Origin of the sequence: Flavobacterium sp. 20NA77.7 (genome assembly GCF_031326205.1) — a bacterium.
In the GTDB taxonomy this organism is placed as follows: domain Bacteria; phylum Bacteroidota; class Bacteroidia; order Flavobacteriales; family Flavobacteriaceae; genus Flavobacterium; species Flavobacterium nakdongensis.
In genome coordinates this window covers 1,635,746-1,660,923 of sequence record NZ_CP133721.1, presented here as the reverse complement: position 1 = coordinate 1,660,923, position 25,178 = coordinate 1,635,746, and the positions used below count along the sequence as shown (strand labels likewise).

Sequence of the window (25,178 nt, the reverse complement as noted above, 5' to 3'; positions counted from 1 at the left end):
ACCCGCTAACAGCACCTACCCAAAAGTGGCGATTCTGTGGTTAAATCAAGCTTTGTGCTTCTATCAAAGTTCGTGCTTGGTTGATATTTTAAGAATTCAAAGTTCTTTGTCTTTTTAAGTGAATATATTGTAATGGGTAGAATCCTTTTCTTAATGAATAATAACTTAGTATATGAAATTAGTAAAACCAGAAAAATTAAATTTATTAACTCACAAAGATTTAAATGAAACTTGGGTACAACAAGTAATTGCTGAAGACCCATCAATTTTGGGACTTGGTGATTTGATTTTAAAAGATAAAGAAAGAATTCACCCAAAAGCTGGAAGACTTGATTTATTGTTACAAGACGCTGAAAGTAAAAGAAGGTATGAAGTTGAAGTTCAGCTAGGTAAAGTTGATGAAAGTCATATTATTAGAACTATTGAATATTGGGATATAGAACGCAAACGATACCCACAATACGATCATTGTGCCGTAATTATTGCCGAAGATATAACGAGTAGATTTTTGAATGTAATTAGTCTGTTTAACGGTTATATTCCATTAATCGCTATTCAAATGTCTGCGTATCAATTTTCAAAAGACGAGGTTTCATTAATTTTCACGACTGTTCTTGACGAAGTTAATTTAGGTTTAGTTGAAGAAGACGAAGAAACAAAAGAAGTAACAGACAGGAATTACTGGGAAACAATTAAAGGAACTAAACAGACTGTGGCCTTGGCAGACCAATTACTTGAAATCGTAAAAGAATTTAGTCCTCATTTAGATTTGAAATATAACAAATATTACATTGGACTTGCAAAAAACGGACAACCAAACAATTTTGCTATTTTTAGAGCAAAAAAAAGTAGTTTATTGTTAGAAATTAGACTCAAACAATCTCCAGAAATTCAAGATAAATTAGATTTGGCAAAATTGGATACAATGGATTACGAAAATAAATGGGGTAGATATAGGATAAGAGTTGATAAAAATGATATTTTAAAGCATAAAGAGCTATTAAAAAATTTAATGAAGCAAGCATATGGATTTGTAAACGAAGAATAGAACAAAACTCTTAATTTTTATAATTTAAGTTTAATTTAGTTCCATATTTATAAAATAGAAAAATAAAAAGAACCTTTTTCTTATATTTGATTTTTATTGAAAACAAGCTAAAATCTGTAAAGAGATAATGAACCAAAATCCAGAACAAATCGCTCGAGATGAAATAGATAAGCAATTGCTTGCTTGCGGTTGGGTGATACAAAATAAGACACAAATTAATTTAGCGGCTGCTATTGGCGTAGCAGTACGTGAGTATCAAACTAATGTTGGTCCTGCCGATTATGTCTTATTTGTAAATCAAATTCCTGTTGGAGTTATTGAAGCTAAACGTTCTGAATTAGGTCAATCGTTGTCGATGGTGGAGGAGCAGGGAGAAGATTATGCCAAAGCCAAACTCAAATATTTAGATAACGACCCGTTACCCTTTGTGTATTTAAGTACGGGCGACATTACTAAGTTTACCAATTACAAAGATCCAAAACCTAGAGCTAGAGAAGTATTTACGTTTCACCGACCTGAAACTTTAGGACAGTGGTTGAAAAATGAAAAAAGTCTAAGAACTGGTTTATTGGATATTCCTGAGTTGCCGATTGACCGCTTGCGTGATTGCCAAATTGATACCATTACCAATCTTGAAAAATCCTTTAAGGACTTCAAGCCGAAATCATTAGTACAAATGGCAACAGGTTCAGGGAAAACCTTTACTGCAATTACGTTTATTTATCGCTTACTGAAATTTGCTAAAGCAAAACGAGTTCTGTTTTTAGTAGATACCAAAAACTTAGGAGAACAAGCCGAACAAGAATTCATGGCATATTTGCCAAATGATTCCAATACTAAGTTTACCGAATTATATCCTGTAACCCGATTAAAAAGCAGTTTTATTCCTCAGGATAATCAGGTGTATATTAGTACGATTCAGCGTATGTATTCGATTTTGAAAGGTACGGAATTAGAAGAAAGAGCCGAAGAATTGAATCCGTATGAGTTTGTCCCTAGTAAAGAGCCTATGCCAGTAGTATACAATGAAAAAATTCCAATTGAGTTTTTCGATTTCATCGTAATTGACGAATGTCACCGCAGTATTTACAACCTATGGCGACAAGTATTGGATTACTTTGATGCATTTCAAGTAGGCTTAACCGCTACACCTGATAACCGTACGTTTATGTATTTCAATCAGAATGTAGTTTCGGATTATGGTTATGAAAAAGCGGTGGTAGATGGCGTTTTGGTGCCGTATAATGTATTCGTAATTGATACCAAAATTCAAAGTGAAGGTGGAAATATTCCTATTGGCGAACAAGTAGACAAACGCGAACGCTTAACTCGTAAAAAGTTTTGGGAAACCGTAGATGAAGATATCAGTTACTCGGGTAAACAATTGGATAAAGACATTGTGAATCCTAGTACCATTCGAAGTATTGTAAAAGCCGTTCGTGATAATTTGCCGAATATGTTTCCTGACCGTTTTGACGAACACGGCAATTTCGAAGTACCCAAAATGCTAATTTTTGCCAAAAGCGACAGTCATGCCGAAGATATTATTGACATTGTTCGAGAGGAATTTGGCGAAGAAAATAAGTTTTGTAAAAAGATTACGTATCAATCTACCGAAGACCCCAAAAGCATTTTGAGTCAGTTTCGTAACGAATACTATCCTCGTGTAGCGGTTACAGTAGATATGATTGCTACAGGAACCGATATAAGACCGCTGGAAGTGTTGTTGTTTATGCGTGATGTGAAAAGTAAAAGTTACTACGAACAAATGAAAGGTCGTGGTACGCGTACGTGTACCTTAGAAGAACTACGCAAAACAGGAACACCAACTGCTAAATACAACAAAGACCATTTTGTTATTATTGATGCCATTGGAGTTGAAAAATCACAAAAAACCGATAGCCGACCCTTAGAAAAAGCTCCTGGTGTGGCGTTAAAAGATGTGTTGGGCAATATTGCGATGGGTAACCGCTCGGAAGAAATGTTAACCACTTTAGCCAATCGTTTGATTCGTTTAGACCGACAAATTAATCCCAAAGAAAAAGAAAAATTTGCCGAGTTAGCTAATGGGTTGGAGATTAAACAAGTGGTACAAAAGTTATTGCAAGCGTATGACCCTGATGTAATTCAGAATTTAGAATTTAGAATTCAGAATGATTTGAAAGGACAAGCGCCAGCCGTTATAGAACTAGCCATTGAAACGGAACACCGTACTATTATAGAACAAGCTGTTGCGGTGTTGCACAATCCTGATTTACGCAATTACATTATAGACGTACGCAAAAAATACGACCAAATTATTGATACCCTCAATATAGACGAAGTAACCAATATGGGTTGGGTAAAAGATGTTGCCGAGCAAGCGCAAAGCATCGTAACCGCTTTTGAAACTTGGGTAGCCAATAACCAAGACGAAGCCTTAGCCTTGCAAATTTTTTATGGCGAACCGTATCGTAGAAGGGAATTGACTTATAAAATGATACGCGATTTATATGAGAAATTGGTATTGGAACAACCTACCTTAAACGCACCTAAACTTTGGGATGCTTATGCCGAGTTAGAAGATAACCAAGACAAAGATAAGTTAGTAAAACGAATGCCAAGAACCGAGAAACCTAAAAAAGATTTGGTACTCTTGGTTTCTGTGATTCGTAAAGCCTTAAAGATTGATGAGTATTTAACGGCTTATGATAAAACGGTGGATAGAAACTTTCAAGAGTGGATATTTAAGAAAAATGCAGGGCAACACAATACTTTTACCGAAGAACAAATGCAATGGTTGCGCATGATTAAAGATTATATTGCCAACTCCTTTCATTTAGATACCGAAGATTTTGAACTGAACCCGTTTAACGCGCACGGTGGTTTAGGCAAGTTTTACCAGTTGTTTGGCAACCAGTATATAGAAATTATAGAAGAATTAAACGAAGTACTAGCAGCTTAGATTATGGCAAAAAAAGATTCTCAAAAAATAATGTTAGTGCATTCAGAAGTTAAAGTAAAATTACTTGAAACTTATCTGAAAAGATATTTCAATATTTTAAATAACTCTAAATTTATTGGAGATATACATTATTTTGATTTATTTTCTGCTGAAGGAGTTTATGAAAATGGAGGTAAAGGAAGTCCTATAATAGTTTTGGATTCAATAAAAAATGCATATTATGCAGCTAAACATAAAAATGGAAACTCAGGTAAGTTTCACTGTATGTTTAATGATATTGAAGAATCTAAAATTGAAACTTTAAAGAAAAATATTTCTAATTTAAAACTTCATTATTCCGAATTTGGAAATATTGAATTTTTAACTAAGGATTATCAAATATTAGTACCAGAGGTATCAAAGAAATTAGATAAGTTACCAAAAAAAGAGAAAGCTTTTGTATTTATAGATCCATATGGATATAAAGAAGTAAGGATTAGTGATATTAAATCCTTACTAAAAAATGGTAATTCTGAGGTTTTACTTTTTTTACCAACTCATTTTATGTTTAGGTTCATAGAAGATGGTACTCCTGAAAGTTTATATGAATTTATTGAAGAAATTGTTCCCAAAGAACAATGGCCTAAAAGTCAAACCGGATTAGTTTTTATTGAGAATCTTAAAAATGGGTTCAAAAAATACCTTGGGAAGAATTTTTTTGTGGATACCTTTGTAATATCAAGAGAGAAAAATCAATTCTTTTGTTTATTCTTCTTTACGAGTCATATTTATGGATTTGATAGAATGTTAGATGCTAAATGGGAGTTAGATGAAGAGCAAGGTAGAGGATGGAGATATAGTTCTGGTGTTGAGGATTTGTTTTCATGCGTAGAAATTGAACCAAGTACTGAAAAGTTTGAAGACACTTTAAGGAGTTTTATTGGCCTAAAAAGTAGAAATAATAAAGAGATTTACGAATATACTTTAAGATGCGGTCATTTACCATCACACGCAAGTCAAATTTTAAAGAAGTGGCAAGAAAATAAAGAATTGATTTCAAAGACACCATCAGGTGAAAATGGAAGAAAATCAGCATTTTATCTTTCTTACAAAGAATATAAACCAGCAGAACCAATTAAATTAATTTTTAGCTTTAATAATATATAATGGCAGAATCAAGTATAGAATGGACAGAGTTAACATGGAATCCTACAACGGGTTGTGATAAAATTTCACAGGGTTGTAAGTTTTGTTATGCGGAACGTATGGCAAAACGATTACATGCAATGGGTGTAGATAAATACCGAAATGTTTTTAAAATAACAGAACATCCCGAAGCACTAAAAGAACCTTATAAATGGAAAAAAAGAAGGGTTGTTTTTGTTAACTCAATGAGTGATTTATTTCATGAAGATATTTCAGATGACTTTATTTTGAAAGTTTTTGAAGTAATGAAAGATACAGAGCATGTTTATCAAGTTTTGACCAAGCGTGCAGAACGTTTGTTAGATTTTGACAAGCGTGTTTTAAAAGGTAAATGGCCTCATAATGTTTGGATGGGGGTTTCTGTTGAAGACACAAGAGTTGTTGATAGAATTGATTTTCTTAGAAAAACAAAAGCTAGAGTTAAGTTTCTTTCTTGTGAGCCATTAATTGGACCTTTACCAAATTTGAATTTGAAGAAAATTGATTGGGTAATTGTTGGAGGAGAAAGCGGACCTAAATCAAGAAAGATGGAACCTGAATGGGCAATTAACATTATGGAACAATGTGAAAAAGCCGATGTACGATTCTTTTTTAAACAATGGGGCGGAACAAACAAGAAAAAAGCAGGTAGAGAAATTAACGGAAAAACCTATGACGATATGCCAGAGTTAGATGGTGTATTGGCAGATGCTGGATATTAATATGAGTAATAAAAACTGGGAAACCAAAAAACTCGAAGATTTACTAGAATATATACAACCCACAAAATATATTGTAAAATCCACAGAGTATAATGATAATTATAAAACTCCTGTATTAACAGCAGGAAAAACGTTTATTCTAGGAAAAACAAATGAAACAGAAGGTATATTTGAGAATGTACCAGTAATAATTTTTGATGATTTTACAACAGCAAATAAATTAGTTAATTTTAAATTTAAAGTTAAGTCTTCTGCAATGAAGATATTAAAACCTAAAAATGAAGATGTTAATCTTTTGTTTGTGTATTATTACATGCAAACTTTAAGGGTGTCATTTGATACACACAAAAGATACTGGATTTCTGTTTTTTCGAAACTTCCAATTCCTTTACCTAATACAGAAACCCAACACATCATCGTTTCCAAAATAGAAGAACTTTTTAGCGAGTTAGACCAAGGCATAGCCGATTTAAAAACCGCACAAGCGCAACTAAAAGTGTACCGCCAAAGTGTGTTAAAACACGCATTTGAAGGAAAACTAACGAACAAAAATGTAAAAGAGGGTGAGTTGCCTGAGGGGTGGGAAGTTGATGAATTGAAAGATGTTTGTGTAGTAAAAAGAGGAAAATCAAAACATCGTCCTAGAAATGCTCCTGAATTGTATGGAGGAAATTATCCTTTTATTCAGACAGGAGATATACGAAATGCCAATGGAGGTTATATTAAGAAATATTCTCAAACATATAGCGAAATTGGTTTACAGCAAAGTAAATTATGGCCTAAAGGAACACTATGCATAACAATTGCAGCTAATATTGGAGAAACTGCAATATTAGATTTTGATGCATGTTTTCCTGATAGTGTAGTTGGTTTATTAACCGATGAAAAAGTATTATATAATAAGTTTTTAAATTACTTTTTCATTTCATTTAAACAAAAACTAGAAGAATTAGCTCCTGCAACAGCTCAAAAAAATATTAATGTAAATATTCTTGAAAACATCAAATTACCTATTACATCTCTTGAAGAACAACACCAAATCGTTCAAGAAATTGAAAGTCGTTTAAGTGTTGCTGATAAAATGGAGGAAAGCATACAAGAGAGTTTACAAAAAGCAGAAGCGTTAAGGCAAAGTATTTTGAAAAAGGCGTTTAGTGGGGAGCTTGTCTAACTAAAGTAGGAAGTCAATTTAATAAAGATATGGAAGCACTAGATTTTATCATAAAGTATTCATTTTCTAGCTTTTTAAACGATGGTACAGTTGGTGAAGACCCAATGGATTTTGTTAATGAGATTGACTTTGAAGTATATCTCACTAACGAATCAGGACATTTACTTGAGAAAGTAGGAAAAGGCAAAATAAGTCAAATCCTTTTCTCATTAGCAATGGATTGCGGATTTCCTTTAATGGATGTAATGGATGCTTCACATTCAATTGCTCAAATGTCAGGTGTATTATTTGAGTGGGACGATGATAAAGATTTTTGGGACAAGATAGATGCTTATTTTGAATTTGAACCTCCATTAAGTTATGATGTATGTTTTTTAGAAACATTAGAAGTTATTGAAAAATATAGAGGTAAAGGTTTAGGTGAAAAAATAATTAATAATTTAATGGAACGTTTTTATTCCTCTTGTGGTTTATGGGTGTTAAAAGCTTTCCCTTTGCAGCATGATATTTCAATTCAAAGTGAAAAGGAAGAATCTCAGGTAGATTGGAATATAAAAATGGGGTATAAAAACATGGAATTGGATTTTGAAAAATCACAATACCAATTATTTAATTATTATATAAAAAGAGGATTTAAGAATCCTTTTGATATGGAGTATTTCTTAGCCAGACCACATGATGTTATTACTAAATAGTTATCATATTACTTAATAATTTAGATTATATCTAAAAACACAATTACCTTTAAAGTTTAATTAATTGATTTTTTGTCAATTTTTTCAACTTTAAAGTTTATTTTTAAATTATTTTATTACCTTTGCAAAACATAAAACGCATGAGTACAGAAAAAGAAGTAACCGCTTTTTTGAAAGACTTCAAAACTAAAATGGAAATTTGGGATGTTCTTTTTCGAGATGATCGAGGTAAAAATGCACAAACATTAGCCGCTTTAGAATTAAGACCTAGAGAGCGTAAAACGATATTAGAAAATTTGACAACCAAAGATTATAGTCAAGGACCATTAGAAGAAAAACTTTATGGCGGTTCAGATATGTGGGTCTTTGGTAAGACTATTAAAAAGCAAGAAGTGTATATCAAAATTACGTTGGGGGTCATGGGCGCTTCTGTAATTTGTATATCATTTCATTTGGCAGCACATAAAATGCACTATCCTTTAAAATAAATAAACATGAAATCGCCTTTAACAACAAGTTTGCGCAAGCAATTGAATAATCATCGAACACCGATGAAAAATAAAACAATTGTGAGATAAACACCAAAGATAAAAAGGCGATACCATATGTTACCGCTAAAAAATAAAATTTAAACATATGAAAAGTCCCATCACAGGCAAAGAAATGACCTTGGTTACTGAAAAAAGAGCCATGGATTTTAGAAAGGAAAGTTTTCAAATCGTATTTCATTATTATAAATGTGAAGATAGTGGTGAACAGTTTACTACTACCGCCCAAGATGAAATCAATTTGAACCAATTGTACAACCAATACCGAGACAAATTTAATATTCCGTTTCCTGATGAAATTACAGCTATTCGAAAAAAACATGGAGTTTCAGCAAGTAAAATGGCCGATATTTTAGGTTTTGGAACGAACGGTTATCGTCAGTATGAAGCAGGAGAAATGCCTAGTGTTTCCAATGCTCGTTTAATACAAATGATTAGCGATCCTACTAAATTTATAGATTTAGTATTACTTTGTGATTCATTAGACGAGAAAACAAAAGAAAAATACATTGAAAGAGCAAAACAACTTATAGAGGAAAAAGCACGTAATAGTTTTGCTTTTAATTTAAAAGATTATCTTCTAGGTAATCATTTAGCTGATATTTATTCAGGTTATCGTAATCCTAACTTTGAGAAATTTACCGAAATGGTTGTTTATTTTTCGGAACAAGTCAAACCGTATAAAACCAAGATGAATAAGTTATTGTTTTATGCCGATTTTTTGATGTTTAAACAAAGTTGTTTTTCAATAAGTGGTGTTCGTTACAATGCAATTGATATGGGACCTGTTCCACACAATTTTCAAAGTATTTTTGAATATTTAGCTAATGAAGACGAAATTGATATCTATTCTAAAGAATTTCCTAATGGTGGAGTTGGAGAACAGTTTATAGCTCGAAACGATAGACCATTTAACAGTACCTTGTTTTCTGATTCCGAATTAGATGTTTTAAGAAAAGTAGTAGCTACTTTCAAAACAACCAGTACAAATGATATCATTGAATTGAGTCATTTAGAGAAAGCGTGGAAAGAAAATGAACAGGCAAAAAATGTCATTAGTTACGAATATGCTTTCGAACTAAAACAAATTTAAATTTATGAGCAACACAAATTCCACAATAGTAAGCAAAGTATGGGCATTTTGTCAAACCCTAAGAGATGATGGTGTAGGTTATGGAGATTACCTTGAACAGTTAACGTATTTACTGTTTTTAAAAATGGCACACGAGTACAGTTTGCCGCCGCACAATCGTAACTTAAATATCCCAACCAACTTAAACTGGGAAAGTCTCCTAAATAAAAGCGGAGAAGAATTAGAAGTACATTATACAAAAATGCTGCGTGAGTTGGGGCAAAGCAAAGGTATTTTAGGGCAAATTTTTACCAAAAGTCAAAACAAAATACAAGACCCAGCCAAGCTTTTCAAACTCATCAAAATGATAGATGCTGAAAACTGGGTCATGATGGGCGTAAAAGACAAAGGCGACATTTACGAAGGCTTGTTAGAGAAAAATGCAGAAGATACCAAAAGTGGCGCAGGGCAATACTTTACCCCACGACCTTTAATCAAAGCGATGGTTACGTGTTTGAATCCGCAACCTATGAAAACCATAGGCGACCCTGCTTGTGGTACAGGAGGTTTCTTTTTAGCGGCTTACGACCATTTAACCGAGCAAAACTTAGACAAAGAGCAAAAGCAGTTTTTAAAATACCACACGTTTAGAGGTAATGAAATTGTAGCCAGTACGCGTCGTTTAGCGTTAATGAACTTGTTTTTACACAATATAGGTGATATTGATTCGGATAATTTTATTTCGCCAAACGATTCCCTAGTAGCCGATAATGGAGACCGCTTTGATTATATCTTAGCCAATCCGCCTTTCGGTAAAAAAAGTAGCATGACCATTACCAACGAAGCAGGCGAACAAGAAAAAGACGATTTAACCTATAACCGTCAGGATTTCTGGGTTACTACCAGTAACAAACAGCTGAACTTCGTACAACACATTAAAACCCAATTAAAAGAAAACGGTAAGGCGGCAGTAGTCTTGCCTGATAATGTATTGTTTGAAGGTGGTGCTGGGGAATCAGTTCGTAAAAAGTTATTAGAAACAACCAATTTACATACCATTATACGTTTGCCAACGGGTATTTTCTATGCCAATGGTGTAAAAGCGAATGTATTGTTCTTTGATGGTAAACCCGCTAGTAAAGAAGTTTGGACAAAAGAGATTTGGGTGTACGATTACAGAACCAATATTCATCATACTTTAAAGAAAAACCCATTAAAATATAGCGACTTACAAGAGTTCTTAGATTTGTATTTGGATGGTAATATCGCTAAACGTAAAGAAACCTATTCAGAGACCAATCCTGAAGGTAGATGGCGTAAATTTTCGTATGATGACGTCATTGCCCGAGACAAAACGAGTTTAGACATCACTTGGTTAAAAGACAAATCCCTAGCCGATTTAGACAATCTACCTGACCCTGATGAATTAGCAGAAGAAATAGTAGAAAACATTGAAGCTGGTTTGGAGAGTTTTAGAGCGATTATTGCAAACCTTAAGGCATAAATTTGATATCAAAAAAATATTCTAAAAAATTATAAATATTTTTTAGAATATTTTTATTTTTTAAGTTTGTCTTGTAGGTTTAAGTTTTTACAGTAGAAAGAGATAGTTAAGCAAACTTTTTTAATTAAGAAAAGAAAGAATTTATAATAACAAAAAAATCAGTGAAAGTTGTGCTTTTGAGCTACTCATTACTTATTGTTGAAGATTAGTGCTGATTACTAGTTTTCACTGATTTTCACTGATTTTTCTTTAGTGTCAAATTGTTTTCTTTTTGTTAGCGGTATAACCATCCCAAATTAAATAAGCAGATAAAGCAACGGATACGCCAATAAATGCACCAACAAAAATGTAGTTGTTTTTAGTTTTAGTTTCTAATTCTTTTTCTGTAGGTATTTGACCTAATGTTTGTGCCACATGTAATGGACTTGCCATGTACATGTAGTTGGGTAGTTTAATTTCTTTCATTTTATTTTGTGTTTAGATTTATGAATGATGATTAATTCTTTTTCTTCGTCAAATTCAAATAAAATATCTTTTATAGAAAAACAGGTACAATTTCTTCCATTTATTTCGTAATATTTAGCTAGACGTAAGCACTTTGAATTAAATCCAAATTTCATCAGTTTTGATACTTCCTCCTCAAAGATGCCTGCTTTAGCGTATCTATCTAACAATTCGTAGTTTATTTTTTGCCCTTTACTGATTTCTATTAGTTCTTTATTATCTTCTAGCCTTCTTAAGTAACCGTCTCTGTTTCTGCAATAATCAGAACAGTACAGTCTTTTAGAAGATTTGTAGTCAATAATTTCATCTTGACATTCTTCATTTTTGCAGATTAGTATTCTTTTTTTCATTATTTTGTTTTTGTAATTTTGCAAATATAAATATAAAGTATTACATTTGTGTAATTAAAATAAAAAATAAATGAGTTTAAGTAATCCATTAAACAAAATAAAAGAAAAGAAAATACCAATTAGTAAATTAGGAGTAGCATCAAGAACCTATCTTCATTGGAAAAGTGAAGGTTTGCTTTTTAAAGATTTTGTAATTACAGATAAAAGACAGAAAGTATTTTTAAACTTGTATGAAGCCACATGGGTGTCAATAATAAAAGAGTTTAGAATGTATAATTTTGATTTATCAACGATAAAACAAATTAAAGACAAATTATTTACTAACATCACTCCTGATATGATAGCTAAAAATCCAGATATATTAGCTGAAATATTAGAACGAATGGGTACTGATGTTGATGCTACTACATTAGAAATGTTAAAGCAAATTAATGTGTTTGACATTTTTGATAATTATCTCGATGACTATGACAAATTTAATATATTTTCAAGTTTAGGAGCAGCCATTGGAAGAGTATTACTTGGTTCGCATGAAGGGTTTTTGATAAATATAGATGATGACCAAAATGTACTTGTCGAAGCATATTCTAAATCAGAATATTACAACAGCACTCATCAAAATCAATTTAATGAAGAGTTGAATGGATTTTTGAGCAAAAAAAGCTGTTATGTTATTTCAATCACTGCAATAGTAGAAAGTTTACTTGAGAATGATAAACTAGAAAAGTATAACCATGAGTTTGGATTATATACAAAAGAGGAGTTAAAGATTTTAGATGCAATTAAGCAAAATAATTGGAAGAAAATTACAGTGGTTAAGCATCGTTCAGGCGATTTAACCATAACCAATGAAATAGAAGTCGAAAAACGAGGTAATCAGGCAAAAGAATTAAAAAAAATATTAGGTTTAAAACAATACGAACAAGTAGAAGTCATTTACCGAAATGACCAGCATTTGTTGGTTAAAAATACAAAAAAAGAAATTATAAAAAAGTCCTAAGTAGCCCTTAGCACAAAACACCTAACTAACACTAACAAGTAAGTCCTACTTCTTAGTGCTTAACTAGGAAATGGAAATAGAAAAAGTAAAAGAAATTTTAAGAAGAAACAGAAAAAAACATTACACAGATAAAGAGGTAAAGGAGCTGATGAAGTTTTTAAACATATTAAAAGATGTTAGTATTTCAAATCTATCAAAGTTAACAAACACATGAAAAACGTAATTCTCTATGTTAGGGTTTCTACAGATGAACAAGCGGGCAGAGGTTACTCGCTTAGAGACCAAGAACAAAAATTATTAACCTACTGTCAAAATAACAATCTAAATGTTTTACACATTTTTAGAGAAGATTTTTCAGCAAAGACATTCAAAAGACCTGAGTTTAAAAGGTTACTTGATTATTGTAAAAAGAATAAAAGAGATGTGCATCAAATGCTCTTTATTAAATGGGATAGATTTTCAAGAAATACATCAGAATCCTATCAAATGATAGATGTTTTTAATCAATTAGGAATTCAAATAAATGCTATTGAGCAACCATTGGATTTAACTATACCTGAACAAGGACTCATGTTAGCAGTTTATTTATCTATTCCAGAAGTAGAAAACCAACGTCGTTCATTAAATGTTATTGCTGGTATGCGTAGAGCATTTAAAGAGGGGCGCTATGTTGGAAATGCTCCCAAAGGTTATTCCAATGGAATGGATGCAAATAAAAAACCGCTATTAGTACCAAATGAAGATGCAAAATACATCCAAGAAGGATTTGAATTAATGGCAACAGGTATTTACAATCAAAAAGAAGTTTTTAATAAATTAAAAACTAAAGGTTTTAAATCTAGTATGACTGCTATTGCCTCTGTTTTTAGAAATCATCTCTACTATGGTGGCGTATTTGTAAAAGCATACAAAGGAGAACCTGAAATGATAGCTCAAGGAATACATGAACCTATTATAACAAAAGAACTTTTTTACAAAGTTCAAGATGTTATGGATAATAGAAGACATAAATACCATGTTGCACATAAAAAAATAAATGAGAACTTTCCTTTAAAGGGATTTTTAAATTGTCCTACATGCAAAAAACCACTTACAGCAAGTTCTTCTAAGGGTAGAAGTAAACATTATACCTATTACCATTGTATAAGCCCTTGTAATGAACGCTATAGAATAGAAGATGTAAATTTATGGTTTGAACAGTTTTTAAAATCGATTACTTTAGATAAGGAAATTCAAGAAGTATTGTATGAAATGATAAAAGAAGAATTAACTTCAAAAAAAGGAAAAACAGAATTAGGTCCAAAGCATTTTGAAAGTAAAAAGAATATTGAAGCGAAGTTAATACGATTACAAGATTTATTTATTGAAGGAGAAATTGAAAAAACGGAGTACTTAGAAGCTAAAAAAAGATACCAAGCACTACTTCAAGAATTAAAACAAAAGGAAGAAGTAGAAAAAGATAAAAAGGAAGTACTTAAAACATATGAGTTCACTTTGGCAAAGTTGCTAACTATTCATTATCAGTACACTAATGGAGATATTGATGCAAAAAGAAAATTAATTGGTTCGATATTTCCAGAAAAGTTTCAATTTGAAAATAAAAAAGTTCGAACCAAAGATATTCATCCGTTATTTTTGAAGATTTCCAGTATTAACAACCTTTCGCAAAGGACAAAAAAAAGGACAAATCCAAAAAAATTGAATTTGTCCGGGATGGTGGGCGATGAGGGGTTCGAACCCCCGACCCCCTCGGTGTAAACGAGGTGCTCTGAACCAGCTGAGCTAATCGCCCTTATAAATGCTTACATTTCTGTATTGCGAGTGCAAATATAAGTCGGTTTTTTATTTTTGCAAATAAATTGTACTAAAAAATCAAAACTATTTTATAATCTGTTAATAATCAGTTGTCTCTGTATTAAATGACTTCAGCTACAACAAATGTGCTTCCTCCTATGTAGATAAAATCAGCGGGTTTACTATGTCTAACAACAGCTCTTTTAGCTAATTTTACAGATTTATAAATTTTACCTTTCAATCCAAAAGTTGCTGCTCTTTGTTGTAACTCTTTAGCGTCTAAGCCTCGTGCTACGTTAGGTTTACAAAAATAATAGACAGCCGTATTTGGAAATAAAGGCAATATACTTGTTAAGTCTTTGTCATTTACCACGCCCAACACAATATGTAAGTTGTCAAATTGTTCTTGTTTGATTTGTTGCATGACTAGTGCTAATCCTTGACTGTTATGTGCGGTGTCGCAAATAATAGTAGGGTTTTGTTGTAAAAGTTGCCATCTACCTTTTAGTCCTGTGTTAGTAACTACATTAGCAATTCCTTTTTTAATATGTGTTTCTGTGAGGTTAAAATGTTTTTGCAGCTCATGGCAGCTAGCAATAACAGTTTGTTTATTTTGCTGCTGATATAAGCCTTTTAATTCTGAAGGATAATTGGGTAGGTCAAGGTCTTGAGCAAATATGATTTTTGCATTTTCTTGTTTGGCTTTAGTTTCAAATACAACTTTGGTTGCTGCAGTATATTCACCTATTATTACGGGAACGTTTGGTTTAATAATGCCTGCTTTTTCTCCAGCTATTGCTTCTAAGGTAGAGCCCAAAAACTGCATGTGATCAAATCCAATAGTGGTTATAACTGAAACTAAAGGTGTTATTATATTAGTAGAATCTAACCGTCCACCCATACCTACTTCAATTACTGCCACATCTACTTTTTGATCTGCAAAGTATTGAAAGGCAAGTCCAACGGTCATTTCAAAAAAACTTAGACTATGTTCGGCAAAAAAAAGTTTATTTTTGGTTACAAAATTCACCACATACTTTTGACTAATTGTTTTACCGTTTATGGTTATGCGCTCTCTAAAATCTTTAAGATGTGGCGAAGTGTAGAGTCCTACTTTATATCCAGCTTCCATTAAAACCGAAGCCAACATGCTCGAAGTTGACCCTTTGCCGTTTGTTCCTCCTACATGAATGGTTTTAAATTTGGTATGGGGATTGCCTAAATGCTGTGTTAATGCAACTGTATTTGTTAAATCTTTTTTATAAGCAATGCTACCCACTTGTTGAAACATAGGTAGTTGATTATAAAGCCATTCAAGTGTTTCTTTATAGGTCATAAATACATTGTTTTTAAAATTTATTTAGGTGCTAAATACTATTTTAATAAAATTTTAGTTTTAGTATTTATAGAAAAATGTATCTTTATTGCAAATTTGAATATAAATATTAACTTATTTTAGGTTATGGTTGGATTTTTTTTACAAGCCACAGTTGATACGCTAGCACAAGTTGCTAATCAGGCCGCCGAAGGGGCAACAAAAATAAATGCAGAAATTTCTGTTTTAGAATTTATTTTTAAAGGCGGTTTTTTTCTTATTCCGATTGCTTTGTTGTTTGCCTATACGATTTATGTAATTGTTGAGCGTACATTATACATCAACAGGACCACTAAAACAGATCATTTTTTAATCAAAGAAGTGCGTACACATTTAAATAATGGAAATCTTGAATTAGCTATTGGCGCGGCTGAAAGAGAGAATAACGCAAACGCAAGAGTAGTGAGAGAAGGTATTATGACTATTGGACGTCCTATTGCGGAGATAGAATCTAACATGGAGCGTCAGGCGCAAATTGAATTAGGTGAAATGGAAAAAAAGCTAGGGCATTTAGGGCTTATTGCTGGTATGGCGCCTACCCTTGGTTTCGTGGGAACAATTAGCGGTGTAATTAAAATTTTCTATAGCATATCGATTACCGAAAACATTAGTATAGGTAATATTTCTGGCGGTTTATATGAAAAAATGATTTCTTCAGGAGCAGGTCTTATCGTGGGACTTTTTGCTTATGCGGGATACCATTTATTAAATGGAAAAATTGATCATTTTATGTTAAATGTTCAAAAACAAGTATTAGAATTTGTAAACATTATTCAAAGACCAAATCATGGCAATTAAAAGAAATAAACGTTTTCATGCCGAAGTACATGCTTCCTCTATGAGCGATATCATGTTCTTTTTGCTATTATTTTTCTTAATTATTTCCACATTGGCAAACCCTAATGTGATAAAAATGACATTGCCAAAATCGAAAACGAATGAAAAAACAAATAAACAATTAGTAAGTATTTCGGTTACAGAAGAAAAATTATACTACATAGATAAACAACAAGTGCCTTTTGAACAATTAGAAAAAGAATTGTTGGCTAAAGTAGGAAATGATAAAGAACAAACGGTTGTAGTGCGTATTCCTTTTAATCTTCAAGTACAAGATTTAGTAGATGTATTGCAAATCGGCGTGAAAAACAATATGAAATTTGTGATTGCTACGAATTCTAAATAATGTAGTTTTTGTTAATTTGAACTTGTCTCAGATTCTTTTTACCCAATCTTCACCGAAGTCATACTTAAAGATCCTGCAACAAACTTGTCATTAAATAGTTGTAATTCTTCACTTTTGTTTTTTAATCCTAACGTATACAATAATGGTAAATAATGGTCTGGCGTTGGTATCGCTAAATTCCATGCTTGACTGTGATTTTGATAATTTAGTAGTGATTTAAAGTCTTCATTTAATAGGTAATTAGTAAAATCTGCATGGGCTTCTTTTGCCCAATCGTATCCGTGATTATCTTTATTAAAATTTTGCCAATCTATTAATTGTAAATTATGGATGATATTACCACTTCCTATAATTAATATTCCTTTATTTCGTAGTATTTGTAATTTTTGAGCCAATTCAAAATGTTGCTCAGCGCTTAAGCTATAGTCAATACTCATTTGAATTACGGGAACAGTTGCATCAGGATATAAATGTTTAATTACACTCCATGCACCATGATCTAATCCCCAATCGTGGTTTAATTCCACTGTTGTTGGAAGTGTTAACTCTTTGGTTAATTGTGCCAATTCAGGAGATCCTTTCGCAGGATATTGTACAGCAAATAATTCTTTTGGAAAACCACCAAAATCATGAATCGTTTGTGGTGATTCCATGGCTGTAACTTTTGTGCCTTTGGTAAACCAGTGTGCAGAAATACATAAAATAGCAGTTGGAGTAGGAATGGTTTTGGCTATGTTTCTAAAACCAGCAACAAATTCATTTTCTTCAATCGCATTCATAGGGCTTCCATGGCCTAAAAACAATACAGGTATTTTTTCTGTATTAGGTAAATGATCTTTGTAAGTGTATAATTGGTTTATGTTTTTCATCGCATAAAAAAGAGGTGCAAACCCCATTAATCCTAAAAATTGTTTTCTATTCATGAGGAATCAATTAAAGATAATTGACATTTGTATATACAAATGTATAAAATAAATTTCAATTACGTTTCTTTTATTGTTATTTTTGTAAAGAAGTTACTATCACAATTATATTTATGCTCTATAAAGTATTCATAAGACCCATATTATTTTGTTTTGATCCTGAAAAGGTGCATTATTTTACATTTTCAGTTTTACGTTTCATAAATAGAATACCATTTGTTTCTAAAGTTTTTAATTCATTTTATCATTTTGAAGATAAAAGATTAGAAAAAGAAGTCTTTGGATTAAAATTTAAAAATCCAGTCGGTTTAGCAGCAGGATTTGATAAAGATGCAAAGTTATATAAAGAGTTAGCCCAACTTGGTTTTGGTTTTATTGAGATAGGTACCTTAACTCCAAAAGCACAAGAAGGAAATCCTAAAAAAAGACTATTTCGTTTGCAAGAAGATAATGGTATTATTAATAGAATGGGATTCAATAACGGAGGTGTTTTAGAAGCTGTAGAACGTTTAAAGAAAAATAATGGGCAAGTTTTGATTGGAGGAAACATTGGGAAAAATAAAGTCACATCAAATGAAAATGCTACCGATGATTATGTGATTTGTTTCGAAGCGTTATATGATTATGTAGATTATTTTGTAGTCAACGTAAGTTCGCCAAACACGCCTAATTTAAGAGAATTACAAGAAAAAGAACCGTTGACAAAATTATTACAGACGTTGCAAGATTTGAATGATCAAAAAGCTGTTACCCTGAGCTTGTCGAATGGGAAACCAATTCTTTTAAAAATTGCTCCCGATTTAACAGATGAACAATTAGTAGATATTATTGATATAGTAAACGAAACGAACATTGCAGGTGTAATCGCAACCAACACCACTATTTCTCGTGACGGATTAACTTCTGAAAACAAGGTAGAAACTGGTGGATTATCTGGAAAACCATTGACCAAACGCTCTACAGAAGTGATTAGATTTTTAGCAGAGAAAAGTAATCACGCTTTTCCAGTTATTGGAGTAGGAGGTATTCATACCGCTGAAGATGCAATTGAAAAATTAAATGCGGGCGCGAGCTTAGTTCAGTTATACACAGGATTTATTTATGAAGGCCCTCAGTTGATTAAAAAAATTAATAAGAGACTATTGGAAAAATAATTAATTAACAATGAGTCAATTTGAAGATAACCCATACCTTTCACCCTAAATCCTACAAAACTTTGAAACTAGTCTTCGCATCAAATAACAAACATAAAATTGCCGAAATTCAACAATTGGTCGGTGATAAATTTCAAATACTTTCCCTTGAAGCTATTGGATGTACAGAGGATATTCCTGAAACAGCTGATACAATTGAAGGAAACGCTATTTTAAAAGCAGATTATATAACTAAGCATTATAATATGCCTTGTTTTGCGGATGATACGGGACTAGAAATAGAAGCTTTGCATGGTGAGCCTGGTGTGTATTCGGCGCGTTATGCTGGTTCACAACGAAATTCAGAGGACAATATGGGACTCGTATTGGCTAATTTGAGGAATGAAACAAATAGAGCAGCCCAATTTAAAACAATAATTGCCTTACATTTAGGTCAAGAACAATATGTATTTGAAGGAATTGTAAAAGGGCAAATTACCTTAGAAAAAAGAGGTGAGAATGGATTTGGCTATGATCCTATTTTTCAACCGGAAGACTATACAAAGACCTTTGCACAAATGACTTTAGAGGAAAAGGCAGCTATAAGTCATAGAGCTAGAGCAGTGGTAAAATTAATCGATTTTTTAGAGAGAATGTTTTAGTTTTTACCTTTGCTTTTTGATTACAAATTAGTTTTATTTGTAACTTTCTGAAAATCAACAACAAACAAATTAGTTTTATTGGTTTATTAGCCTTACCTTTGCACCCAATTTAAAAATATATAATGAATAAATTTGAGCAATTAGGGTTAAACGAATCGTTGTTAAAAGCAATAGGTGATTTAGGATTCGAAACCCCGTCAGAAGTACAGGAGAAGGCAATCCCACTATTATTGGAAGAAGACACAGATATCGTCGCTCTTGCCCAAACAGGAACAGGAAAAACCGCAGCTTTTGGTTTTCCACTAATCCAAAAAATTGATCCATTCAACAGACAAACACAAGCGTTAATTCTTTCTCCAACAAGAGAATTGTGTTTGCAAATTACAAACGAAATCAAATTATACTCTAAGTACATCGACGGTCTTCATACTGTTGCAGTTTACGGTGGCGCGAGTATCAATGATCAAGCGCGTGAGGTTAAAAGAGGGGCACAAGTTATTGTGGCTACACCGGGTAGAATGCAAGATATGATTAACAGAGGCATGGTGAATATTAAAAACATCAGCATCTGTGTTCTTGATGAGGCAGACGAAATGTTAAATATGGGTTTCTATGAAGATATTACAAGTATCTTATCAGACACGCCAAAAGACAAAAACACATGGTTATTCTCGGCAACAATGCCGCAAGAAGTAGCAAGAATCGCTAAAGAATTTATGAAAAACCCGCAAGAAATTACGGTAGGTCATAAAAACTCTAGTTCAGCAAACATTTCTCACGAATATTATTTAGTTAATGCACGTGATAGATACGAGGGATTAAAAAGATTAGCGGATGCGAATCCAGATATTTTCTCCGTAATTTTTTGTAGAACAAAAAGAGATACACAAGCGGTTGCAGAAAAATTAATTGAAGACGGATACAATGCTGCTGCATTACACGGAGATTTATCGCAAGCACAACGTGATGGCGTAATGAAATCGTTTCGTGGAAGACAAATTCAAATGCTTGTGGCTACAGACGTTGCCGCTCGTGGAATTGACGTAGACAACATTACGCACGTAATCAATTATCAATTACCAGACGAAATTGAAACTTATACACACCGTTCAGGTCGTACAGGTCGTGCCGGAAAATCAGGTACTTCGTTTGTAATTATTACAAAAAGTGAAATCAGAAAAATTCACTCAATCGAGAGAATTATCAAAACGAAATTCGAAGAAAAAGCGATTCCTTCTGGAATGGAAATCTGCGAAATTCAGTTGTTACACTTAGCTAATAAAATTAAAGATACAGAAACAGATCATACTATTGATACCTATTTGCCTTCTATTATGGATTTGTTACAAGACATTCCTAAAGAAGACTTAATTAAAAAAGTAGTTTCAATAGAATTTAATCGTTTCTTAAACTATTATAAAAAATCAAAAGATTTAACTCAAATCCCAGGTAAAGCAGGAGAAGTTCCTACGTCGGGTGCAGTTAGATACTTTATCAATATTGGTTCAAGAGATGATTATGATTGGATGACATTAAAAGATTTTTTAAGAGATACACTTGATGTAGGACGTGATGATATCTTTAAAGTGGATGTAAAAGAAGGTTTTTCTTTCTTTAATACAGATGCAGAATTAGCTGACAAAGTAATGTCTATTTTGAATGAAATCAAAGTTAATGGAAGAAAGATTAACGTTGAAATTTCTAAAAATGACGGAGGCAAAAACCAAGGAAGAAGAGACCATGGCGGTAGAGATCGTAAACGTGATGGTGGAGGATTTTCTGGCAGACGTGAAGGTGGAAATCGTGAAGGCGGATTTAGACGTGAAGGTGGCGCTCCAAGATCAGATAGTAGACCAAGACGTGAGGGTGGAAGCGAAAGAAAATTTGAATCACGAGATGGCGCAAGAAGAACTGAAGGACGTTCTGAAAGAAGAACAACAACAAGTGATTCTCGTTCTATGTTTGATAAAGCAAAACGTTCAAGAAGAAGTTAATAATAAAAAATCCCGAATTAATCGGGATTTTTTTATAATCTTATGTTAATAGCATTTTGTATTCCAAAAAAATAAATACATTTGTTTAGTATTAGTTAAGAAATATATGAATCGTATTAGTGTTGTTATTTTACTACTTTTTAGTTACCAAGTTTTTGCGCAAACTGATTCGCTTGCTGTTAAAATTAAAGCAAAGTTGGTTTCTGTTACAGATCATAAAGCCATTTCTGGCGTTACGGTAATTAATAAAACAAGTTCTTTAACAACTGTATCCGATGAAAATGGAAACTTTGAGCTATTAACACATCCAAATGATGTATTGTTTTTTTCACATATTGCTTACAGTTTCTTAAAAATAGAAGCAACGCCAGTATGGATAGCTACGTTGAACAAACAAATAAGTTTAGCGGAACGAACTAACGAGATTGAAGCCGTGCTTATTACAGGGTATCAGTTAACGGGGTATTTAGAAATAGACACTAAATTAATTCCTGTAAACGAAAATAGACGATTTAATATTGTAGGCTTAAATTTAGGATATGAACCTGGTTCTAAAGCACCAAAAGCCGCCCAAAACATGATAAATGCATTGAGTAATCCGGTTGATTTGGTATATTCTTTATTTAATAAAAGTGAAAAAGATGTAAAACGGTTGATGGAAATTAAAAAAGACGAAAATTTCAAGAAAATTTTAAGCCAAAAAACAGATAGAGAAGCTATTGCTATGTTGCTACAATTAAGTAAAAGTGATATTGCAAAAATTTTAGAAAAATGCAATTATTCAAAAGTTTTTATCGATTCAGCTAGTGATTTGCAAGTTTTAGATGCTTTGGCAACAGCCTATTCCGATTATCAAGTATTAAAGAATAAATAATATATGAATAGATTTTTTTTCTTGCTGTTGTTTTTAAGTCAAATTACTATTTCACAGTCAATAAATAAAACTTTAGTCCCTTATAGAGAAGGTAAATTATGGGGGTTTTGTGATACTTTGGGAAAAGTTTTTGTTAAGCCTTATTTAGATACAATACATGATGTAAAATATGATTATTTTTTTAAAAAAGCTGCTTTTTTAGTAGAAAAAAACAAAAAGAACTTTGTAGTTAATGAACATAACCAGCTCGTATTACCTGCTTCTCATACTTACGATTCAATTGCTTTAAGACAAATAGATGTTCAATATATTGATGTTTACAAGAAAAAGAAAATGGGTATCTATAAAAATTTGAAAGAGTTAGTACCGTGTTCTTATGATTATGTTGCTACAACTGCCAATTCAAGTTATAAAGTTTACAACCAAAATAAATGTGGTATAATAAATAGAAAAAAAACACTCGTTGTGCCAGTACTTTACGATGATATATATCCGTCAAATAATTTATCTAAAGAAAAATTTGTTTGGGAAGCTGTTTTAAATGATAAAACGAAGTACTTTTATGATACTAAAGTTGCATTTGTAAATGATGAAGAGCTAGTAGGAGTAAAAGAGATGAGTAAAGGGACTTATTTTACGGTTAGCGAATTAGAATTAGTTAAAGCAAAACTATTAGAAAAATATACTTTCGTTTCTTTAGATGAAAATGAAGGTATTGCTTATGTAGCAGATTCAAAAAACAAATTTGGGGTGTATGATTTGTATAAAGAAAAAATAATTATAGCGCCAGAATTTGAAAAAATTAGTTATGTTGAAAATGATGGCAAGAATAAAATTTTTAAGATTAAGTTGTATAATAAATGGGGCTTAATTAAAGAAGGTAATGAAATATTTCTCCCTATTATATATGATAATATTGAATATAATCATAACATGGATATTTTTCTTATTTATTTAAATGGAAAGATAGGTATTAAATTTTCAAATACAATTTATCCTACTATTGAACCAAAATATTTAAAAATCATTACCAAGCAGAGCATGATAGTTAATGAGCATTGGAATTTTTCTGTTATCCAAGTTCAAACAGCTAAAGGTTATGGATTTATTGGGGAAAATGGTATAGAATACTTTAAAGACTAGATTGTTTATATCTATTTTCAATATAATCTATATCTTTTATCGATTTTCTGGTCCAATCAATTCTTTTTTCTAGTTTTTCTTCTTCAGTTAGCTTCCAGTTAATTCCTGATTTTCGTAATCTATTTGTCAAATCTTGAATCACAATTGCTGCCGAAACAGATATGTTTAAACTTTCCGTAAACCCTACCATAGGAATTTTAAGAAAACCATCGGCTTGTTCTATTACTTCTTTGGAAAGCCCTAATTTTTCTGTACCAAAAAACAAAGCTGATTTTTTTGTGATGTCAAATTCATCTAACATACATGAATCATTATGTGGGGTAGTAGCGATTATTTGATACCCAGAAGCTTTTAAATGATCAATGCAGTTTTGTACACTAGCATGTCGATTAATATCGACCCATTTTTCGGCTCCAAGGGCAATTTCTTTATCAATTCTTTTTCCAAAACGTTCTTCAATAACATGTAATTGCTGAATGCCAAAAACTTCACAACTTCTCATAACTGCACTCGTATTATGCAATTGGTACACATCTTCCATCGCAATGGTTAAATGGTTCGTTCTGTTTTCTAGAACTTTTACAAATCCATTTTTTCTATTTTCGGTAATAAATTCTTCTAAATAGGCTAATAAATCGAGTTTTTCTTTTGACATTTTTTTATTTTTACATTTTGCAAATATATGAAGAAATTAGTTGTGGTTACAGGAGCAGGAATGAGTGCTGAAAGTGGGATTAGTACCTTTAGAGATTCTAATGGATTATGGGAAAATCATGATATTATGGAAGTCGCCTCACCGTTAGGTTGGAATAAAAATCCTAAATTAGTACTTGATTTTTATAATAAAAGAAGAGCACAATTACGAGAAGTAAAACCCAATAAAGGTCATTTTTTACTTGCCGAACTCGAACAATTTTTTGATGTACAAATTATCACTCAAAATGTTGACAATTTACATGAACGGGCAGGAAGTACAAAAATTATTCATTTACATGGTGAACTAACAAAAGTAAGGGGTGAATTTTCGAATAACGAAAGTATTTTTTGGGAAAATGATATTAATATAGGTGATGTGAATGAAAAAGACGAACAACTACGTCCAGATATTGTTTGGTTTGGCGAAGCTGTGCCAAAATTTGATAAAGCAGTCCAGCTTTCCTCTCAAGCTGATTTTATGTTAGTAATTGGTACTTCTTTGCAAGTATATCCAGCGGCTAGTTTAATAGAATATCCAAAAGCAAATGTGCCAATTATTTACATTGACCCATATCCTGCAATGGATGTGGTTGACAAAAAAAGAGTACATGTTATGTCGATGAATGCGAGTGAAGGATTAGAATTAGTAAAACAAAATTTTATTGATAAAATATAATAA

At 32.1% G+C, this 25,178-nt stretch carries 24 protein-coding genes and 1 tRNA gene; 19 read left to right on the top strand and 6 right to left on the bottom strand.

Going from position 1 to position 25,178, the window contains the following annotated elements; genetic code table 11:
- Positions 1 to 172 precede the first annotated feature (172 nt).
- The 9 genes from RF683_RS07395 to RF683_RS07355 all read left to right on the top strand — a co-directional run bounded on the left by RF683_RS07395 (position 173) and on the right by RF683_RS07355 (position 10,868).
- Complete coding sequence (locus RF683_RS07395; RefSeq protein ID WP_309531690.1) at positions 173 to 1,048, top strand: DUF5655 domain-containing protein; 876 nt, start codon at positions 173 to 175, stop codon at positions 1,046 to 1,048.
- Between the two features lie 127 nt (positions 1,049 to 1,175).
- On the top strand, positions 1,176 to 3,992 hold the full coding sequence (locus RF683_RS07390; RefSeq protein ID WP_309531689.1) for a type I restriction endonuclease subunit R: 2,817 nt from the start codon (positions 1,176 to 1,178) through the stop codon (positions 3,990 to 3,992).
- A 3-nt stretch (positions 3,993 to 3,995) separates the two neighbouring features.
- Positions 3,996 to 5,138 (top strand): three-Cys-motif partner protein TcmP, encoded by a 1,143-nt coding sequence (tcmP, locus tag RF683_RS07385; RefSeq protein ID WP_309531688.1) that lies wholly within the window; start codon positions 3,996 to 3,998, stop codon positions 5,136 to 5,138.
- Positions 5,138 to 5,878, top strand: a complete 741-nt coding sequence (locus tag RF683_RS07380; RefSeq protein ID WP_309531687.1) for a DUF5131 family protein — start codon at positions 5,138 to 5,140, stop codon at positions 5,876 to 5,878. The genes tcmP and RF683_RS07380 overlap by 1 nt, the downstream gene beginning before the upstream one ends.
- A 1-nt stretch (position 5,879) precedes the next feature.
- Positions 5,880 to 7,049, top strand: coding sequence for a restriction endonuclease subunit S (locus RF683_RS07375; protein ID WP_309531686.1), 1,170 nt, complete (start codon positions 5,880 to 5,882; stop codon positions 7,047 to 7,049).
- 29 nt (positions 7,050 to 7,078) lie between these two features.
- Positions 7,079 to 7,744: a GNAT family N-acetyltransferase gene (locus tag RF683_RS07370; RefSeq protein ID WP_309531685.1), complete on the top strand. Its 666-nt coding sequence runs from the start codon at positions 7,079 to 7,081 to the stop codon at positions 7,742 to 7,744.
- Positions 7,745 to 7,884: 140 nt separating this feature from the next.
- Positions 7,885 to 8,232 (top strand): hypothetical protein, encoded by a 348-nt coding sequence (locus tag RF683_RS07365; protein WP_309531684.1) that lies wholly within the window; start codon positions 7,885 to 7,887, stop codon positions 8,230 to 8,232.
- Positions 8,233 to 8,380: 148 nt separating this feature from the next.
- Positions 8,381 to 9,385: a type II toxin-antitoxin system antitoxin SocA domain-containing protein gene (locus RF683_RS07360; protein ID WP_309531683.1), complete on the top strand. Its 1,005-nt coding sequence runs from the start codon at positions 8,381 to 8,383 to the stop codon at positions 9,383 to 9,385.
- Positions 9,386 to 9,389: 4 nt separating this feature from the next.
- Positions 9,390 to 10,868 carry a class I SAM-dependent DNA methyltransferase gene (locus RF683_RS07355; protein WP_309531682.1) on the top strand — a complete coding sequence of 493 codons (1,479 nt, stop codon included), beginning with the start codon at positions 9,390 to 9,392 and terminating at the stop codon, positions 10,866 to 10,868.
- Positions 10,869 to 11,123: 255 nt separating this feature from the next.
- On the opposite strand, the gene RF683_RS07350 is transcribed toward RF683_RS07355, so the two are convergent.
- A complete protein-coding gene (locus RF683_RS07350) occupies positions 11,124 to 11,333 on the bottom strand; it encodes a hypothetical protein (protein WP_309531681.1) in 210 nt (69 codons plus the stop codon).
- Positions 11,330 to 11,722, bottom strand: a complete 393-nt coding sequence (locus tag RF683_RS07345; protein ID WP_309531680.1) for a hypothetical protein — start codon at positions 11,720 to 11,722, stop codon at positions 11,330 to 11,332. The genes RF683_RS07350 and RF683_RS07345 overlap by 4 nt, the downstream gene beginning before the upstream one ends.
- Positions 11,723 to 11,792: 70 nt before the next feature.
- Between RF683_RS07345 and RF683_RS07340 the strand changes: the two genes are divergently transcribed.
- Both RF683_RS07340 and RF683_RS10295 read left to right on the top strand, forming a co-directional pair.
- The gene (locus tag RF683_RS07340; RefSeq protein WP_309531679.1) at positions 11,793 to 12,722 is read left to right on the top strand and encodes a hypothetical protein; all 930 of its coding nucleotides are present in this window, start codon (positions 11,793 to 11,795) and stop codon (positions 12,720 to 12,722) included.
- Positions 12,723 to 12,932: 210 nt separating this feature from the next.
- Positions 12,933 to 14,480, top strand: coding sequence for a recombinase family protein (locus RF683_RS10295; protein ID WP_408733699.1), 1,548 nt, complete (start codon positions 12,933 to 12,935; stop codon positions 14,478 to 14,480).
- Here the strand turns inward: RF683_RS10295 and RF683_RS07335 are convergent.
- Both RF683_RS07335 and RF683_RS07330 read right to left on the bottom strand, forming a co-directional pair.
- Positions 14,437 to 14,514: transfer RNA gene (locus tag RF683_RS07335), tRNA-Val, on the bottom strand. The genes RF683_RS10295 and RF683_RS07335 overlap by 44 nt on opposite strands.
- A 123-nt stretch (positions 14,515 to 14,637) precedes the next feature.
- Positions 14,638 to 15,852, bottom strand: a complete 1,215-nt coding sequence (locus RF683_RS07330; protein ID WP_309531678.1) for a bifunctional folylpolyglutamate synthase/dihydrofolate synthase — start codon at positions 15,850 to 15,852, stop codon at positions 14,638 to 14,640.
- Between the two features lie 126 nt (positions 15,853 to 15,978).
- Here RF683_RS07330 and RF683_RS07325 point away from each other — a divergent pair, with 126 nt between their 5' ends.
- The gene (locus RF683_RS07325; RefSeq protein ID WP_309531677.1) at positions 15,979 to 16,689 is read left to right on the top strand and encodes a MotA/TolQ/ExbB proton channel family protein; all 711 of its coding nucleotides are present in this window, start codon (positions 15,979 to 15,981) and stop codon (positions 16,687 to 16,689) included.
- Complete coding sequence (locus RF683_RS07320) at positions 16,679 to 17,074, top strand: ExbD/TolR family protein (RefSeq protein WP_309531676.1); 396 nt, start codon at positions 16,679 to 16,681, stop codon at positions 17,072 to 17,074. Before RF683_RS07325 ends, RF683_RS07320 begins: the two co-directional genes overlap by 11 nt.
- A gap of 38 nt (positions 17,075 to 17,112) precedes the next feature.
- Here the strand turns inward: RF683_RS07320 and ygiD are convergent, their stop codons facing one another.
- Positions 17,113 to 17,943, bottom strand: coding sequence for a 4,5-DOPA-extradiol-dioxygenase (gene ygiD / locus RF683_RS07315; RefSeq protein WP_309533160.1), 831 nt, complete (start codon positions 17,941 to 17,943; stop codon positions 17,113 to 17,115).
- Between the two features lie 167 nt (positions 17,944 to 18,110).
- Here ygiD and RF683_RS07310 point away from each other — a divergent pair, with 167 nt between their 5' ends.
- The 5 genes from RF683_RS07310 (at position 18,111) to RF683_RS07290 (ending at position 23,803) form a co-directional block, all read left to right on the top strand.
- Complete coding sequence (locus tag RF683_RS07310) at positions 18,111 to 19,151, top strand: quinone-dependent dihydroorotate dehydrogenase (RefSeq protein ID WP_309531675.1); 1,041 nt, start codon at positions 18,111 to 18,113, stop codon at positions 19,149 to 19,151.
- Positions 19,152 to 19,213: 62 nt separating this feature from the next.
- Positions 19,214 to 19,792 carry a non-canonical purine NTP diphosphatase gene (locus RF683_RS07305; RefSeq protein ID WP_309531674.1) on the top strand — a complete coding sequence of 193 codons (579 nt, stop codon included), beginning with the start codon at positions 19,214 to 19,216 and terminating at the stop codon, positions 19,790 to 19,792.
- Between the two features lie 122 nt (positions 19,793 to 19,914).
- Positions 19,915 to 21,786, top strand: a complete 1,872-nt coding sequence (locus tag RF683_RS07300; protein WP_309531673.1) for a DEAD/DEAH box helicase — start codon at positions 19,915 to 19,917, stop codon at positions 21,784 to 21,786.
- Between the two features lie 106 nt (positions 21,787 to 21,892).
- Complete coding sequence (locus tag RF683_RS07295) at positions 21,893 to 22,660, top strand: carboxypeptidase-like regulatory domain-containing protein (RefSeq protein ID WP_309531672.1); 768 nt, start codon at positions 21,893 to 21,895, stop codon at positions 22,658 to 22,660.
- Positions 22,661 to 22,663: 3 nt separating this feature from the next.
- Entirely contained in the window at positions 22,664 to 23,803 is a 1,140-nt protein-coding gene (locus RF683_RS07290; RefSeq protein WP_309531671.1) for a WG repeat-containing protein, read from the top strand.
- Here the strand turns inward: RF683_RS07290 and RF683_RS07285 are convergent.
- Positions 23,793 to 24,458 carry a TrmH family RNA methyltransferase gene (locus RF683_RS07285; protein WP_309531670.1) on the bottom strand — a complete coding sequence of 222 codons (666 nt, stop codon included), beginning with the start codon at positions 24,456 to 24,458 and terminating at the stop codon, positions 23,793 to 23,795. The genes RF683_RS07290 and RF683_RS07285 overlap by 11 nt on opposite strands.
- 27 nt (positions 24,459 to 24,485) lie before the next feature.
- Here RF683_RS07285 and RF683_RS07280 point away from each other — a divergent pair, with 27 nt between their 5' ends.
- Complete coding sequence (locus RF683_RS07280; protein WP_309531669.1) at positions 24,486 to 25,175, top strand: SIR2 family NAD-dependent protein deacylase; 690 nt, start codon at positions 24,486 to 24,488, stop codon at positions 25,173 to 25,175.
- The last annotated feature ends 3 nt before the right edge of the window (positions 25,176 to 25,178 follow it).